Raw genomic sequence first — 16764 nt, 5'->3', positions numbered from 1 at the left:
GTGAGTCGCTAGCAACCGTCTCGGTGTATGCAACAGTCGAAGTACCGACAGTTAGTGGCAGATATGACCGGCGGGCAGGGGTGGCGCGACCTCCGCGAGTCGGGCCAGCGACGCGCTGCCGAACGAGACGTGCAAATCACGGGTATCGAGTGTGTCGTGGTCGAGGGGAACTTCCCGTGGAACCTCATCAAGGTCGAAACCGATTCGGACGTGTACGGCATCGGGGAGGCGTTTCCCGGTCCGGCAGGCGAGTACGTCGAGTTTCTCAAACCCGGGCTGGTCGGGCAAAATCCACTCGACGTAGACCGACTCGTCGAACACATGACCCAGCTCGTCTCGGGACTCGGCGGGTCGCTCGGCTACTCACAGGCGGCGGTGAGCGGCATCGAAATCGCCCTCTGGGACATCGCTGGCAAGGTCACCGGGCTCCCGGTGTACCAGTTGCTCGGCGGAAAGTACCGCGACGAGGTGGAGATTTACGCAGACTGCCACGCGGGTGAGAATCTCGCGGAGGCGACGGACGCAGACCCCCGGGAAATCTACTCGCCCGAGTCGTACGCCAGCGTCGCCCGCGAGGTCGTAGACGAGGGCTTCGACGCGCTCAAGTTCGACCTCGACGTGAAAATCGAGGATGCAGACACGGCAACTCGACGACTCTCGAACGACGCCATCCAGCACAAAATCGACATTGTGGAGGCCGTGCGCGAGGAGATTGGCACCGACCCGACGCTCGGATTCGACCTACACTGGAACTTCTCGACGGAGACGGCGGTGAAAATCGCACGCGGCGTCGAACCGTTCGACCTCGACTGGATCGAAGACCCGGTTCCACCGGAGAACGTGGACGCCCATCTGAAGGTCACCGACGGGACGCAGACACCAATTCTCGCCGGCGAGAACCTCACTCGCGTCGAAGGGTTCGTCCCGTTCGTCACCGAACAGGCGGTGGACATCATCGCCCCGGACATCCAGAAGTGTGGCGGCCTGCTCGAATTCCGGAAAATTGCGACGCTCGCAGACGCCTTCGACATTCCGGTCGCCCCACACAACATCTCGAGTCCGGTCGGGACCATCGCGAGCGTCCACACCTGCGCGACGGTTCCAAATGCCTTCGCACTCGAATGGCACGCCCGTGAGGTCGAGTGGTGGGACGACATGCACACTGGCGGCCCGCTCATCGAAGACGGCGTCATCGAAGTGCCCGAAAAACCGGGCCTCGGTATCGAACTCGACCCCGACGCCATCGAACCGCATCTGGCTCCGGGGCAGGAACTGTTCGACCTCGCCTGAGTCAGTAGGCGTTTTCGAAGATTTCGACCACGTCCTCCCGGGTGAGTGACCGGGGGTTGCGGTCGATGTTGTGTTTCGAGTATTCGAAACAGGTGTCCGCGAAGTCCGTAAACTCTTCGCGGTCGATTTCGCCGAGGTCGCGGATTTGGGTCGGAATCCCGATGTCCTCGTTGAGCGCGAAGACGGCGTCGACGCTCTTTTTCGCCATGTCCAGCGTGGTGTCGCCGGATTCGCGTTCCTCGCCGAGCAGTCGTGCAATTTCGGCGTAGCGTTCCGGTTCTGCGGGCAGGTTGTACGCCATGACGTGCGGGAGCAAGACGGCGTTCGCGAGGCCGTGGCCGATACCGTACTCGATGCCGAGCGGGTAGGTCAGCGCGTGGACCGCCCCGAGGCCGGAGTTGACGAACGCCTGGCCCGCAATCGTCGCGGCGAAACTCACGTTGTATCGCGCTTCGTCGTTGTTCGGCCCCTGGTGGACTGCGGCCCGAAGGTTGTTCCCGAGCAACTCGATTGCCTGTCGGGCGAGGCCGTCTGAGTACGGCGTTCGAAGCATGGTGACGTAGGCTTCGATGGCGTGGGTGAGCGCGTCCATCCCCGTCGCGGCCGCCACGGGTTTCGGCAGGGATTCGGTGAGCGCGGGGTCCACGATTGCGAGGTCGGCGAACAGGTGTTCGGAGTAGACGACGACCTTGTTCCCGCCGTCCTGGGCGTCGGAGAAGACGCCGATGTGAGTGACTTCACTGCCCGTGCCCGCGGTAGTGGGAAGGAGGACGAGCGGGAGGCCCTTCCCCGGGACGTTCCCCATCCCGACGACGCTCCTGATGGGCACGTCGTGGACGGCGAGCGCGGCGGCGACCTTCGCCGTGTCCATGCTGCTCCCGCCACCCACGCCCAGCACGAGGTCGAAATCGTCTTCGGCGAGGACGGAAACCACGTCCTCGACCATCGAGAGTTTCGGTTCCGGTTTCACGCCGTCGTAGGTGGACACCGTCACGTCGGCGCGTTCGAGCGCGGTAACGACGGGTTCGACGACGCCCGCCGCGACGATGTCCTCGTCGGTGACGACCAGTGCCCGTTCTACCTCCTCCGTCGTGGCGAACTCGACCAGTTCCTCGGTCGCCCCGACGCCGTACCTGATGGCTGCGGGCGAGTGGATGCTGTACGTCTCGGTGATGGTGCTGACCCCGTCTGTCATACGTGGACACACCCGGCAAATCGCCTTATAGCCTTGGACAGCGGAAAGTTCCCACGGCACAGACTGGTCGATTCTCAAGCACCCGTCACCCCACTCATCCGACGTGAGACTCAAGTGCGGGGACGGCGAAGCTCAGGCAATGCTCGCAACCCGGTACGACGCGTTTTGCTTCGACCTCGATGGCGTGGTGTACGTCGGTGACGAACCCGTCCGCGGAGCAGTCGAGTCCATCGCTCGCCTCCGTGAATGTGACACGCCAGTCAGGTTCGTCACCAACAACTCCCGGTCGACTCGCGAGGAAATCGCAGCGCGACTCCGCGACTTGGGCGTTGAGGCGTCTACAGACGAGGTGTTCACCGCCGCCTCGGCGACGGCGCAGTATCTGCAGGCTGAAGGCGTTGAGTCAGCCTACGTTCTCGCCCCGGAGGGATTCAAAACGGAAATTCGGCGGGTGGGAATCGCCGTCACGGATGCACCCGCAGACGCCGTCGTCGTCGGCCTCGACCGCACCGTCACCTACGACGACATCGCGCAAGCAGCGAGACAGATTCTCGACCACGACGCGCGATTCGTTGCCGCGAACGAAGACGGAAGCTACCCGACGCCTCGCGGCCTCGAACCGGGGACCGGCGCGCTCGTCGCGGCGATTCGAGCGACCGTCGGGAGGGATCCCGTGGTGGTCGGTAAACCACACGCGACATTGTTCGAACAGGCACTCTCGGGGCTCTCTGGGCAGATTGCGATGGTCGGCGACTCGCCCGATGCAGACATCGCGGGCGCACGTGCGGCCGGCATCGATGGTATCCTCGTGACCGCACACGCGAGGGAGACCGCGAACGGACCAGCCCCAGACGAGACTATCACCGACCTGCGGGCGCTGTTCGAGTGAGAGGGGGAAAGCGTTGCCGCGTATGCGTGGCCATGACAAGCAAACATTAACCCACTCCGGTCGAGTGTGACATGTATGGCTACAGAACCGACCGCTTCGTTCGAGACGTCGTTGCGGGCGCAGGGCACAACCCTCACGCAGACGACCAGTGACGAATTCGCCGATGCGGTGGCTGACGCAGTCGTCGAACCGGCTGTCGGCATCGATTTCGAAGACCCGGACCTCTCCTACGGTGACGCACCGGTTACGGTGGACCCGACGCCTGACGAACTGCTTGCTGCCGAGACCGGCGTCACGGGCGTTCGCCACGCCGTGGCCGCATACGGCACCCTCGCGGTTCCTTCAGACGAAAAGGGCTCTGAGGCGGTGAGCCTCTACCCGGAGAATCACGTCGCTGTCGTCAAGCAGAGCCAACTGCTTGAAGACGTGCCGACGCTCGTCGACCAACTCGCTGACGAGTTCGACGCGGGCGACGACAGCCTCGTCCTCGCCACGGGGCCGAGTGCGACCGGCGACATGGGCGCGCTCGTCTACGGCGTCCACGGGCCAAAGAACATCCACGTCATCGTCGTGAGTGACAAATGAGCGACGCACGACGCAAGGCGGAACACATCCGCCACCTGCTCGAAACCGAACGCGACACCATCCACGAAAACACGGTTCACATGAACCGCGAGCGGTACGACGCCATCGAGCGCTTCGACAGCTACGAGGCGGCTCGTACCGAAGCCCGCGCAATCAAGGAAGACGCCATCGCAAACCTGCCGGACCTCCTCGACCAGGTCAGAGAGAGCGTGGAGGCGAACGGCGGGACGGTCTACCTCGCAGACGACGACGAAGACGCGAACCGCTACATCGAGTCGGTCATGGACGAGAAAGACGCAGAGTCTCTCGTAAAGAGCAAGTCGATGACCACGGAAGAACTCGAACTCAACGACCACCTCGAAGCGGCCGGGTTCGAAGTGTTCGAGACGGACCTCGGCGAGTTCGTGATTCAGGTGGCTGGTGAGGCTCCCTCCCATCTCGTCGGTCCGTCGCTCCACAAATCGACGGCGGAAATCGCGGAGCTGTTCAACGGCCACTTCGACCTCGACGAACCGCTCGAAACCGCGGAGGAACTGACGAACTTCGCCCGGGACTACCTGCTCGACAAAATCGTCGAGGCCGACGTGGGCATGACCGGCGCGAACTTCGTTCTCGCGGAGAGCGGGAGCATCGTCATCGTCACGAACGAGGGGAACGCTCGCAAGTGTGCGGTCACGCCCGACACCCACGTCGCCGTGGCGGGCGTCGAAAAACTGCTCCCTTCCGTCGAACAACTCACTCCCTTCACAGAACTCATCGCTCGCGCGGCGACGGGACAGGACTTCCCGCAGTACATCTCGATGTTCTCGCCGCCGGTCGATTCGCCGGCACTCAATTTCGATTCCGACGCCCCACTCTCTGAAGCCGAGGGTGACCGCAACTTCCACCTCGTGCTGGTGGACAACGGCCGCCTCGACATGCGCGAAGACGACCAGTTGCGCGAGACGCTCTACTGCATCCGGTGTGGGGCCTGTGCGAACACCTGCGCGAACTTCCAGCACGTCGGCGGCCACGCCTTTGGCGGCGAGACCTACACCGGCGGCATCGCCACCGGCTGGGAAGCGGGCATCTACGGGACGGAGACCGCGGGCGAGTTCAACGACCTCTGTACCGGGTGTTCGCGGTGTGTGACCGCCTGCCCGGTGAAAATCGACATTCCGTGGATTAACACGGTCGTCCGCGACCGGGTCAATCGCGGCGAGGACACGGAACTCGACTGGCTCGTAGACGGCCTCACCCCCGACGAAGAGGAAGGTGGCATCGACCTGCAGAAACGCTTCTTCGGCAACTTCGAGACGGTCGCCAAACTCGGGAGCGCGACAGCCCCGCTCTCGAACTGGGTCGCACAGGCAGGTCCGGTCCGCGACCTAATGGAACGAACTGTGGGCATTGACAGTCGCCGCGACCTGCCTTCTTTCGAGCGCACGACCCTCAGAAAATGGTTCGACGCCCGAGGTGGGTCAGCGGTGGCCGACGCAGAGCGCGAAGCCGTGCTCTACGCGGACCCCTACACGAACTACGTGCAGGTCGAGCGCGGGAAAGCGGCGGTTCGAACTCTCGAAGCCCTCGGTGTTCGCGTCCACATTCCCGACGTGACCGAGAGCGGGCGTGCACCCCTCTCGCAGGGGATGATTTCGACGGCCGACGCCCGGGCGAGCGAAGTGTACGGTGCGCTCGTAGAACACGTCGACGCCGGGCGCGACGTGGTCGTCGTCGAACCGAGCGACCTCGCGATGTTCAGAAGCGAGTACGAGAAGTTGCTTCCCGAACGCTCCCACGAACGTCTCTCAGACGCGAGTTACGAGGTGTTCGAGTACGTCTACGGACTGCTCGAAAACGGCGCGGACCCAGAAGCACTCGCGGACGGGCGCGGGCGCGAAATCGCCTACCATAGCCACTGTCAGCAGCGCACCCTGGGGCTCGAAGCCTACACCGAGGCCGTGCTCAACGACCGCAACTTCGACGTCGTGACCTCGGACGCGGAGTGCTGTGGGATGGCCGGGTCGTTCGGTTACAAAACCGAATACTACGAACTCAGTATGGACGTCGGTGCGGATCTCCGTGACGAGTTCGCGGGCCACCACGACCGCGAGAAGGTCGCGAGTGGGACCTCGTGTCTCGAACAACTCGACGCCGTTTTCGACGACGGCACGCGCCACCCAATCGAACTCATCGCCCCCGACCGGTCGTAAGGGGGCCTTCCCTCACTCACCGACGCAAATAGTACCATGGAATCGACCGACAGAACACAATTCACGCGGGCGATTCGTGCACTCTCAGCGGACGGATTCGTCCAATTCGTCGCCGCGCTCTGGGAAGCACGCGGATGGGACACCACCGTTTCCGGTGTCTTCGTCACGGCGACGCAATCCGATTCTCGGGTCGTCATTCGCGTCGTGAGCAGCACGCTCGCCACCGCGTTCGCGCCCCTCATTAGCGATGAGGTAGACCTCGTCGTCGCGCGAACGCCGCTCGCCGTTGCCTTTCTCTCACGAACTCATCAGACCGAGACGGTGGTGTCTGAATCCGCCCTCGCAGAACGCTTCCTGTACGGCCTCTCCGGCCCGGACCGAGAGCAACTCTGGGAGGACCACCTCGAAGCAGGGCCACTCGGCCCGTCTCACTGGGAGCGGGTCGAAACGACGGGGGCAGCCCTCGGGCGTGTTCGCACCTCACTTACGGGCCGCCGTGCTCGTTCCCGACTCGCCGCGTTCGCCGTCGTCGTGGCCGTTGCGGCCCTCGTGACCCAGGCGGGAATCCTCTCGAACGTGCCTGTAATGGGTGGCAACCAGCCAGACTCGACGGCAACGGGAACGTCCATCTCGGCAACCCCAGTCGAACCGGCGGCCGCCGCGATTGCCTCCGACATTCCGTCGGCCTGTCCGCCGCCGCCGACCACGGCCCATCCGAAGACACTGCGTCCGCGGGTCGTGACCGGCGCGTCGGCGACGGGACTGGAGGGGTGGACGAGCGATTTCGAGATGAATCTCACATCGTACGACCCGAACGACTACACGAGCGGCGAAGCACCGGTCGTGACCCACGTCGTCGCCTACGAGACGCCCGCGAACCGAACCTACCGCGTCGATATCGACCGCTGGCAATCTGTCTCGCGGGCCGGTCAGGAACGCAATCAGACGGTCCAGGAGGGGGACGACGACATTCTGCGATGGGGTGCCTACACGGTACGTGTGCGGTCCCTCGATAACGCTTCGAGCGCCGACGCAGATATTCGCGAATTATTCGCGGCGGTCACGTCCCCGGACGGAACGAAACTCGGCGTGGTCTGCGTGGACGCGCTCACCGACCAATAATCAGAGATGGTCGAACAACTCTCGGTAGGAGTCACGGGCGGGGGTGAACACGTCGATGGCGACAGCGGGTTCCTCGCCGCCTTCGACGCCGTGTTTGTGCCCCGGCGGGACGTAGTAACCGTCGCCCTTCTCAACTTCGCGGGTCTCGTCGCCGGTGAACGTGAACGCGCCCTCCGCGACGTAGCCTGCCTGCTCGTGGGGGTGGTCGTGGATTCTGAGGGTCGCCCCCGGCGCGATGTCCACGCGGACGACCATCAGGTCGTCGCTGCTCACGAGTGGCCGCAGTTCGATTCCGTCGTCGGCCTCGTAGGCGTCCAGTACGTCCGCTGGCTGTACGGTCAGTGCCATGTCATCGCGTCACGGGCCAGCGCATAAGCCTTTGCGGTAGGTTGGGGGGTGGGCGACCGGAACCTTATATCATTGCTCACCGTCGTCTCAGCCATGCGAATCACTGACGTACGAGCGGTTCCGCTGTCGAACCGGATTCCGGAGGAAAAACGTCACCGAACCGACCTCGGGACGAAGGTCAAAACCGACACGACGCTCGTTTTCGTGGAGACGGACGACGGCCACCGGGGCGTCGGTGCGTCACTCGGCAATCCGCCGACGATTCAGTCCATCGTCGAACACGAACTCGCGCCGCTGCTGAAGGGCGAAGACCCGCTTTACACAGAACGCCTGTGGGAAAAGCTGTACAACGGGTCGCGATGGAAACCGTCGCTCGAACGCGGGTACTCTCAACCACGTGAGGACCGCCGGGGACTCACGCTCGAAGCGATTTCGGGGCTCGACATCGCCCTCTGGGACCTGAAGGGAAAGGCACTCGACCAGCCCATCTACCGCTTGCTCGGCGGGGTGCGTGACTCCATCCGAGGCTACGCGAGCGGTGGCTGGGCACCCGGCGAGGAAGCGGAAGCCGAGATGCGCGGCTACGCAGACCAGGGGTTCGACGCCGTGAAGATGCGCGTGGTCGGAAAGGACGGTTTCTCCATCGAGAACACCGTCCGCCGGGTCGAGGCCGCCCGGCGGGGCATCGGCGACGACGTGGAGCTGATGATTGACGCCCACGGGTCGCTCGACGTTTCGACCGCTATTCGCCTCGCCGACCGGCTCGAACCCTATGACCTCGCGTGGTTCGAAGAGCCGATTTCGCCCGACGACCACGCCGGCCTCGCGGAAGTGCGCCGGGCCACGACCATCCCCATTGCAACTGGCGAGCGCGAGTGGACGCGCTTTGACTTCCAGAGCCTCTTTGCACAGGGCGCGACGGACATCGCCCAGCCGGACGTTTCGCGGGCGGGTGGCATCACGGAAATCAAGCGCATCGCGGCGCTCGCCTCCGCGCACGGTCTCCGGGTCGCCCCCCACGCCTGGGGGAGCGGCGTCCTCGTCGCCGCGAGCATCCACCTCGCCATGGCGATTCCCAACTGCCACATCCTCGAAGTCGGGCAGGCCCACATGCCGCTCATGACCGACCTCTTCGAGGAGTCGTTCGACATCCGCGACGGGCGCGTTTACGCCCCCGACGAACCCGGCCTCGGCTTTACGCTCCGGGAGGACCTCATGGACCGTTTCGAGTACGAAGAAGGTCCGGAATACGTCTTCTGAGCAGGATAGTTACCGAAAGCGGCAGTTCTTTGTACTCACGTGTCAGTGACTCTCTCGCATGCAACTCGATACGATTAGTGCGTACAATCTCTCCTCGCCCATCGACCCGCCCCAGGACCGCCACTACGCCGGTGGGGTTCGCCGCCTGCTGAAGCGCGACGTGGTCCTCGTCGTCGTCGAAACCGCAGACGGAGAGCGCGGCGTCGCGACGGGTGGCGCGACGAGTTCGGCGATGCGTGAATACTTCGAAGGAGCCTCCCACAGCGACTTCGCGGGCGTCCTCGAAGACATGGTCGCCCCCGCGCTGACCGAGGGCCCGCTCTCCGGCCCCGCCGACGTTCGAGCGCGAATCGAAGACCTCGACCTCCCCGAGATGCTCGAATCGCAGGCGATTTCCGCCGTCGACATCGCGTACCACGACATCCTCGGCAAGCGACAAGGTGCGCCGATTTACGACCTGCTCGCGGACGGCGACGTCCGCACGGAACTTCCCTTGTATGCGAGCGCCGGGATGTACATGCCACCGGAGGGCTATGCAAAACAGGCCCGCGCAATCGCAGACCGCGGCTTTCGCGGGTATAAGTATCGCCCCGGTCTCGGATACGACGAGGACCTGCGAACCATCGAACTCATCCGGGAGGCAGTCGGCGACGACGTGGAAATCATGGTGGACGCCCACACCTGGTGGAAACTCGGCGATGCGTCCTACTCGTTCGACGAACTAGTCTCGCTCGTCCGCGAGATGGAGGCATTCGACCCGTATTGGCTCGAAGAACCCGTTCCCCCCGCCGACTACGACGCCTACCGCAGGCTTGCCGCCCAAGTTGACGTTCCCCTCGCGGGTGGCGAGAGCGAGGAATCTCCCGAGGGGTTGCTGGCCCTCGCAGACACCGATGCCGTTGGCTTCCTGCAGGGAGACGTTCGCCACCACCGCGGCTTTACCGGTTGCTGGGAAGTCGTCGAAGCGTGCCGAGACCGTGACGTGACCTTTCTCCCGCACAACTTCGGGACGCACCTCGGCCTCGTGGCGAACGCCCACCTCGCCGCCGCGATTCCCATGGCCGAACCGCTCGAATACCCCGTCTTCGGCGACGACGTGGCCGGGATGTACCCGTTCCCCCTCGCCGAGGACATCATTCAGGAGGACCTCGGAATCGAGGGCGGTCACTTCTCGCTCCCCGACGGCCCGGGCCTCGGCGTCACGGTCAACCTCGACGTGGTCGAGGAGTACCCACACATCGACGGCCCCTGGACCGAATTCCTCGACGCGTAACCTGTTACCGAGGAACGAGGTTTTATGCGACGCGCCACGCGACTCAGACTATGCAAGTCGATTCAGTAGCGGCAATACCGCTTTCGTATCCCCTCGAAGACGGACGTGCCTTCGGTCACGCCCGCGGCGTCATGGACACGCGAAGCGCGATGCTCGTCCGCGTCGAAACGACGACCGGCGAAGTGGGCTACGGCGAGGCGCTGGCTCCGCCACAGACGACCGCGACGGCCGTCGAAGAAGTTCTCGCACCGATGGTCGAAGGCGCGAGTCCATACGAGGTCGAAACCCTTACCGAGCGAACCCACCAGGAGGCCTACAATCTGGGTGGCGGCCCCATCCTCCAGAGCGCGGTGAGCGCGGTGGACATCGCGCTCTGGGACCTCATCGGCAAGGCGACGGGCGAACCCATCTACCGATTGCTCGGTGGCCAGCAGACCGAGGCGGTGACACCCTACGCCTCGACGATGTACATTACCGAGTGGGGCGAGGACCCGGCGGAACCAATCGAACGCGCCGTCGAAGAGGGGTTCACGGCTGCGAAACTCAAAATCGGCCGCAGCGTCGAAGACGACGTCGAGCGGGTGGCGACGGCCAGAGAACTCCTCGGTGACGACGCCCACCTGATGGTCGATTACAACGGCAATTATCGGCTCAAACAAGCCATTCAGTCCGCGAACGCCCTCGAACCCTACGACCTCACGTGGATAGAGGAGCCGGTGCCGCCCGAGGACTACACGGGCCTCCGGAAACTCACCGACCGGGTGGACGTGCCCGTCGCCACGGGCGAATCGCACTTCGGCCGGTTCGACTACAAACGCCTCATCGCCGACCACGGTGTGGACATCATCCAGCCAGACCTCGGGCGTGCCGGCGGCTTTTCAGAGTCGCGATTCCTGGCGAAGTGGGCCACCACCGAGAACGTTGCCGTGTACCCGCACGTCTGGAACGGGGCCGTCGGCGTGGCCGCCGCCCTTCAGTTCGCCGCGAGTTTGCCGTCCTATCCACACAACGAAAACGTGCCAGAACCGTTGCTGTTCGAGTTCGACCGGAGCCAGAACCCGCTGCGCGACGAACTCCTCGACGCGCCGCTCGACCCGACCGGCGGGTCGCTCGCCGTCCCGCAGGGGCCGGGGCTCGGCGTCTCGGTGAACGAGGACGCAGTCGAACGGTTTCGCACGGAATAGCAAAGACGAGGAAAATATTGTCACCACCCACGCGTCGATGCGGTGTGGCCACACACCTCACTGACGGAGTTAGACACCGATGACAGATACGATTCGCGTGCGGACAGCAACGCCTATCAGCCGCATCGCCCCAGAGATTTACGGTCATTTCGCGGAGCACCTCGGTCGCTGCATCTACGGCGGCCTCTGGGTAGGTGACGATGAGAACGTAGAGACGATTGACGGCGTTCGCGCCGACACGCTCTCGCTTCTCTCTTCTCTCGACCCGCCAGTATTGCGCTGGCCAGGCGGGTGTTTCGCAGACGACTACCACTGGGAGGACGGCATCGGTCCGCGGGAGGAGCGCCCGCGTCGCCGAAGTCTCTGGTGGGCGCAGGGGCGCGACGACAGCTGGGAGGAGTCGAATGCCTTCGGAACCGAGGAATTCCTCCGTGTCTGTCGCACCGTCGGGGCGGAACCCTACCTCGCCGCGAACGTCGGCTCGGGGTCTCCTGGCGAGGCAGTCGATTGGGTAGAGTACTGCAACCACGACGGCGACACCGAGTATGCACGAAAACGAGTCAAAAATGGTCACGAGGAACCCCACGACGTCAGGTACTGGGGCGTCGGTAACGAGAACTGGGGTTGTGGTGGTCGGTACGACCCGGATACCTACGCTCAGGAGTACCGTCGGTTCGCGAACTACCTGCGGGCGTTCGAACGGGTGCTCGGCGAACGGTCGCTCGAACTCGTCGCCTGCGGCGACAACGACCCAGACTGGAACCGACAGTTCATGCAGACGCTGGGCGAGAGCGGGGCGATCGCCGACATCGGTGGGTACGAACTGCTCGACCACATCTCCGTCCACCGGTACTACGAAGCTGGCGAAGACACCGACTTCACCGACGAACAGTACTTCCGACTTTTCGCGAGAGCGAAGGCCGTTGCTGACGACGTCGACCGCGCAGCGGCGGTACTCTCGTCGTTCGTCCCCGACGAGTCGGTCGGCATCATTGTAGACGAGTGGGGAGTCTGGCATCCGCAGGCGACCCCAGCAAACGGTCTCGAACAGGAACAGACGGTCCGCGACGCACTCACCGCGGCGGGCGTTCTGGACATGCTCAACGATCGGGCGGATGTGGTCTCGATGGCGAACATCGCACAGACGATAAACGTGCTCCAGTGTATGGTTCAGACCGACGAGGAGTCGGCGTGGGCGACGCCGACCTACCGAGTGTTCGACCTCTACCGTCCTCATATGGGCTCGAAAGCGCTTCGAACCGACGTGGAGACCGCGTCGCGCTCCGTCGTCGACGGCGACGAGACAACCGAGGTGGCACTGGTAAGTGCGTCCGCCTCCCGCGACGAGTCCGGGGTGTTCCTCACCCTCAGCAATCGCGACCTTGACGAGCGTACAGTCCAGATTGCGATGGACGGGAATGGAGAACAGACCGGTGTCGAGGCGAGGGTTCTCTTCGAGGGTCACGCGCCAGCGGCGCACACGACGGCGGCGAACGCCGCGGCGTTCGAATCGGAGTTGCTCGACGTAACCATAGAAGCAGACGGACGCGTCGGCGTGGACGCGCCGGCGTCGTCGGTCGTCGGAATTCAATTCGAGGGCTGAATCAGGCGTACATCGTGCCGGGGTCGAGGAGGTGTTCCTGTGCCACCTCGTCGTCGAGTTCGATGCCGAGGCCGGGCGTCTCTGGCACCTCGATGTAGCCGTCCTGAATGAGCGGTTCCTCACGGACGAGCAGGTCGTCCCACCAGTCCACTTCGAGAGCGTGGTATTCGAGTACGTCGAAGTTCGGCACGCTCGCGCCGAGGTGGACGCACGCCATCGTCCCGATGGGACTACAGACGTTGTGCGGCGAGAACGCGATGTAATTCTCCTCTGCGCGATTGGCGATTGCCTTCGACTCCGCGAGGCCGCCACAGGTGGATGGATCGGGCGTGATGATGTCGACGCCGAAGTCGTAGAGCAGATGCTTGAACTCGTGGACGCGGAAGCGATTTTCACCCGTCGCAATCGGCACCCGAGAGAAGCGCGTAATCTCGCGCTGGGCTTCCATGTTCTCCGGCGGAACCGGGTCTTCGAGCCACATCAGGTCGTATGGCTCTAACTTCTGGCAGATACGTTTTGCGCTGTCCATCGAGTAGTCCCAGTGGATGTCGAACGCGAGGTCGATGTCGTAGCCGATTTCGTCGCGGATGGCTTCGACGGTCTCTCGTTTGCGCTCGATAGCGGCGTTGCTCACCCGTCCGTTGTACGGATCGGGGTGGTTGTCGAACGGCTGGTCTAAGTCGAACTTGAGCGCAGAGAAGCCCATGTCGACGACGCGACCAGCCTCTTGAGCGTAGGCTTCGACCGAGTAGGCGTCGTCTGAGGCGGGCGAGTGGTAGCCGTGTTCGAGGGCGAACGCCTCGCCTGCGTGACAGTCACAGTAGATGCGCACCTCGTCACGGTATTTCCCGCCCAGCAACTGGTAGACTGGCACGCCGAGGACCTTTCCGGCGATGTCCCAGAGGGCGATTTCGATGCCGGTGGCGGCGGTCACGACTTTGCCGGTCGTCCCGCTGTGTCCCGAGGTTTCCTGGACCATCCGTCGGAACAGTCGTTCGACGTCGAGTGGGTTCTCCCCGATGAGAAATCGCTTCATGTACTCCATTATCTCGGGGACCCCACCGCCGCGGTAGGATTCGCCGATGCCGGTCACGCCGGCATCGGTGTGTACCTTCACGAGGTTCCACTCGAAGTTGCCTTTCACGATGCACGTCTCGATGTCCGTAATCTTCACGTCGCGTCCCGCTCCGCGGTTGGTCGCGTGGTTGGAAAAGTCTCGCATGCGTCTGGTTGACGTGTGACGCGAGGTCGCATAAACCCTCGCGTCGCTACATTTGTGGCCGTCAGATACGGAACCGTTCGAGCGCCTCGTGGTCGAGTTCGACGCCGTGACCGTTGCGGTCCGGTATTTCGAGCATCCCGTTTTTCGCCTCCATCGGGTGGACGAGCACGTCGTCGAACGCCTTCACGTCCGAGTCGCGGTAGAAGAACTCGGCCCACAGGCCGTTTTCGATGGCCCCAAGCAGGTGAACGTGGAGGTCCCAGTTGTAGTGGGGAGCCACTGGAATGTCACGGGCAGCGGCGGCGTGGGCGACGCGAAGCCACTCTGTGACGCCGCCGACGACGCTCACGTCAGGCTGGACGATTTCGACCGCTCCCGAGTCCATCAGATGCTCGAAGCCGTAGCGATTGAACTCGAGTTCACCCGCGGCGACCGGATACGGGAGCGCGTCGTTCACCTCGCTCATCAGGTCGATGCTGTCTGGCATCACCGGTTCCTCGATGAAGTACGGGTCGAATTCGGCGAAGGCGCGGCAGGCGCGCACCGCCTCCTGTTTGTTCTGCCACTTGCCGTTCGCGTCCATGAGCAGCGTTCGATGAGGGCCGATTGCCTCCCGAACCGTTCGCACGCGCTCTACCTCGTCGGCCAGCGATTCGCGGCCTACTTTCATCTTCACCACGTCGTGCCCGCGGTCGACGTAGGTTTCCATCTCCTCGCGGAGGCCGTCCAGTCCCTTCGTCTCGCGGTAGTACCCGCCGCTCGCGTACGCGGGAATCTTCTCCTTGCTCCCGCCGAGCAGTTTGTACAGCGGCATCCCCGCCGCCTTCGCCTTGATATCCCAGAGGGCGATGTCGATACACGAAATGGCCCGCAGCATCACGCCTTTCCGGCCAATCTGGACCGTCCCATCGAACATCTCCCGCCAGAGGCGTTCCGTATCTCGCGGGTCTTCGCCCATTATCATCGGGCCGAGGACGTCCGAGGCAGCGTCTGCGATGAGCTGTGCCCCGCCGTAGCCGAGGGAGTAGCCGAGACCTTCCGTTCCGTCTGCGGTTCTGACGTACACGATTGCGTGGTCCCGCTCTTCGACGACGCGTGTGGCGAATGCCACCGGCTCTTCTAAGGGGATAGAGACGGCAAACGTCTCGATTTCCGTGATTTCCATGCCACCTGTGTCCATACGGCACGGGATAAAAACAGTTTGGGTGAGACCAATTCAGACGGTGGTGTTCGCCGCCACGCGCAGGTCGTCGCGGACCGCGCGCACTCGTTCTGGGTCGTGGACCGTCCCGTTCGCGAGCCGGGCGGTGAGGGCCTCGGCGACCCGTCGTTCCGCCTCGTGGAGTTCCACCTCGATGGCGTCAGCTTCGGCTCGTTGCTTGGGGGTGGACGACCCAGATTCGACTTCTCCCAGGATGATTCTCACGTCCTGGCTCATCGCAAGCGCCTGTTCGCCGTTCTGTCGGACGTACTGTGAGTTATTGCGTTCCCAGGAAATTTCGACCGCCTCCTCGGAGATTGCATCGACCATGAACGAGGCCTTCGCGAGCCGGACTTCGGCGGCAGACGTCCCGGGGTCGAAATCCTCACGCGCGTCGTAGGAGACGAATACGCCCTTCTCTGCGGTGTTGTACGCCGCGAGCGGGTAGGCCGCCCCGAACACGCCGCTCGTGCCGACGACGAGCATGGCGACGAGACCGAGACTCAAGAACACCCGTGAGGACCCGCGCACCGGAATCGGCTGGAGGAACGGGTTGTTCGACTGGTTTCGCAGGGTGAGTCCGCGCAGGTCACCGATGTGGGCGGCGAGCTCGCCCGTCTTCTTCGACGCGCCGGTCACGACGAGTTTTCCCGCCTCCGTGACGCGGACGAACGAGTTGTGGAACCCAGCATGGGTGACGAGCAGGCCGTCGCCTTCGGAGAACGGTTCTCGCCTGACGGCTTCGTACGCATCCCCGTCGCGGATGGCCGCCACGATTTCCGCGAGCGCCGCCTCGGGGTCCGGGTCGGAAGCCGTAGAGACGTACGTCGAACCAATCTCGTTGGTCGTAGACCGGCGACTCCTGATGTAGCGGTGGCCCCGGCGCTGCCAGAGTTTTCCGTGGGCGAGCGCCGTCGGGAGGACGAGGATGACGATGCCGAGGAGTACACCGGGGAGGAAAGCGGTGGGACCCGCAGCGTAGCGCGTCGCAGCCCACCCGCTCAACAGGATGAGGAACAATCCCGACACGAGCGAGAGGATGCGAAGCTTGTTCACCATCTAGTTGCCACCGAAGAAAGTCTGTTTCAACCGTCCGACGAGGCTCTTTTCTCTCGATTTGCTCTCGGCTTTGAAGATGGGTTCGAGTTTCCGTCGCAGGTCTGCTTCGCTCTCGAACCGGTCCACGTCTGCGTCCAAGAACAGTTCTGCCAGCATGATGGAGTTGCCCTTCGCATCCACCTGGACGTTCGCGAGCGAGTACTCGCTTTCGAGGCGACGAACCGTCACCGGGTACGTCCACCCGGCTTCGTCGATGAGTTCGATGATCGCATCGGGACCGTATGCCATACGCCAGATTGCGAGTGGGTCGTTATAAATGTTGCAGACGAATGGAGTCCCCG

15 protein-coding genes are annotated in these 16764 nt (G+C 63.7%); 9 read left to right on the top strand and 6 right to left on the bottom strand.

The window, feature by feature from the left end:
* Positions 1 to 27: 27 nt before the first annotated feature.
* Positions 28 to 1290 carry a mandelate racemase/muconate lactonizing enzyme family protein gene (locus P1M51_RS17220; RefSeq protein WP_276248899.1) on the top strand — a complete coding sequence of 421 codons (1263 nt, stop codon included), beginning with the start codon at positions 28 to 30 and terminating at the stop codon, positions 1288 to 1290.
* Position 1291: 1 nt separating this feature from the next.
* Here the strand turns inward: P1M51_RS17220 and P1M51_RS17215 are convergent, their stop codons facing one another.
* Positions 1292 to 2485 carry an iron-containing alcohol dehydrogenase gene (locus P1M51_RS17215; protein ID WP_276248900.1) on the bottom strand — a complete coding sequence of 398 codons (1194 nt, stop codon included), beginning with the start codon at positions 2483 to 2485 and terminating at the stop codon, positions 1292 to 1294.
* Between the two features lie 139 nt (positions 2486 to 2624).
* On the opposite strand from P1M51_RS17215, the gene P1M51_RS17210 reads away from it, so the two are divergent.
* From P1M51_RS17210 to P1M51_RS17195, 4 genes are all read left to right on the top strand, one after another.
* A complete protein-coding gene (locus tag P1M51_RS17210; RefSeq protein WP_276275206.1) occupies positions 2625 to 3374 on the top strand; it encodes an HAD-IIA family hydrolase in 750 nt (249 codons plus the stop codon).
* A gap of 75 nt (positions 3375 to 3449) precedes the next feature.
* Positions 3450 to 3959, top strand: a complete 510-nt coding sequence (locus tag P1M51_RS17205; RefSeq protein WP_276248902.1) for an LUD domain-containing protein — start codon at positions 3450 to 3452, stop codon at positions 3957 to 3959.
* A complete protein-coding gene (locus tag P1M51_RS17200; protein ID WP_276275205.1) occupies positions 3956 to 6151 on the top strand; it encodes an LUD domain-containing protein in 2196 nt (731 codons plus the stop codon). The genes P1M51_RS17205 and P1M51_RS17200 overlap by 4 nt, the downstream gene beginning before the upstream one ends.
* A gap of 36 nt (positions 6152 to 6187) precedes the next feature.
* Entirely contained in the window at positions 6188 to 7273 is a 1086-nt protein-coding gene (locus P1M51_RS17195; protein ID WP_276275204.1) for a hypothetical protein, read from the top strand.
* On the opposite strand, the gene P1M51_RS17190 is transcribed toward P1M51_RS17195, so the two are convergent.
* Positions 7274 to 7621: a cupin domain-containing protein gene (locus P1M51_RS17190; RefSeq protein ID WP_276275203.1), complete on the bottom strand. Its 348-nt coding sequence runs from the start codon at positions 7619 to 7621 to the stop codon at positions 7274 to 7276.
* A gap of 93 nt (positions 7622 to 7714) precedes the next feature.
* On the opposite strand from P1M51_RS17190, the gene P1M51_RS17185 reads away from it, so the two are divergent.
* The 4 genes from P1M51_RS17185 (at position 7715) to P1M51_RS17170 (ending at position 12941) form a co-directional block, all read left to right on the top strand.
* Positions 7715 to 8881, top strand: coding sequence for a mandelate racemase/muconate lactonizing enzyme family protein (locus P1M51_RS17185; protein WP_276275202.1), 1167 nt, complete (start codon positions 7715 to 7717; stop codon positions 8879 to 8881).
* Positions 8882 to 8939: 58 nt separating this feature from the next.
* Positions 8940 to 10154, top strand: coding sequence for a mandelate racemase/muconate lactonizing enzyme family protein (locus P1M51_RS17180; protein WP_276275201.1), 1215 nt, complete (start codon positions 8940 to 8942; stop codon positions 10152 to 10154).
* A gap of 50 nt (positions 10155 to 10204) precedes the next feature.
* Complete coding sequence (locus P1M51_RS17175) at positions 10205 to 11338, top strand: mandelate racemase/muconate lactonizing enzyme family protein (protein WP_276275200.1); 1134 nt, start codon at positions 10205 to 10207, stop codon at positions 11336 to 11338.
* A 79-nt stretch (positions 11339 to 11417) separates the two neighbouring features.
* Positions 11418 to 12941, top strand: a complete 1524-nt coding sequence (locus P1M51_RS17170) for an alpha-N-arabinofuranosidase (RefSeq protein WP_276248909.1) — start codon at positions 11418 to 11420, stop codon at positions 12939 to 12941.
* A gap of 1 nt (position 12942) precedes the next feature.
* Here P1M51_RS17170 and P1M51_RS17165 read toward each other — a convergent pair whose 3' ends face one another.
* The 4 genes from P1M51_RS17165 to P1M51_RS17150 form a co-directional block, all read right to left on the bottom strand.
* Complete coding sequence (locus tag P1M51_RS17165; protein WP_276248910.1) at positions 12943 to 14163, bottom strand: mandelate racemase/muconate lactonizing enzyme family protein; 1221 nt, start codon at positions 14161 to 14163, stop codon at positions 12943 to 12945.
* A 61-nt stretch (positions 14164 to 14224) separates the two neighbouring features.
* A complete protein-coding gene (locus tag P1M51_RS17160) occupies positions 14225 to 15328 on the bottom strand; it encodes a mandelate racemase/muconate lactonizing enzyme family protein (RefSeq protein ID WP_276248911.1) in 1104 nt (367 codons plus the stop codon).
* Positions 15329 to 15379: 51 nt separating this feature from the next.
* Positions 15380 to 16423 (bottom strand): hypothetical protein, encoded by a 1044-nt coding sequence (locus P1M51_RS17155; RefSeq protein ID WP_276248912.1) that lies wholly within the window; start codon positions 16421 to 16423, stop codon positions 15380 to 15382.
* The gene (locus P1M51_RS17150; protein WP_276248913.1) at positions 16424 to 16711 is read right to left on the bottom strand and encodes a hypothetical protein; all 288 of its coding nucleotides are present in this window, start codon (positions 16709 to 16711) and stop codon (positions 16424 to 16426) included. It abuts the gene before it with no gap.
* Positions 16712 to 16764 lie beyond the last annotated feature (53 nt).

This window comes from Haladaptatus sp. QDMS2, assembly GCF_029338295.1.
Lineage (GTDB): Archaea > Halobacteriota > Halobacteria > Halobacteriales > Halococcaceae > QDMS2.
The sequence above is the reverse complement of the archived record's forward strand: the minus strand, read 5'-3'. Positions and strand labels throughout refer to the sequence as shown.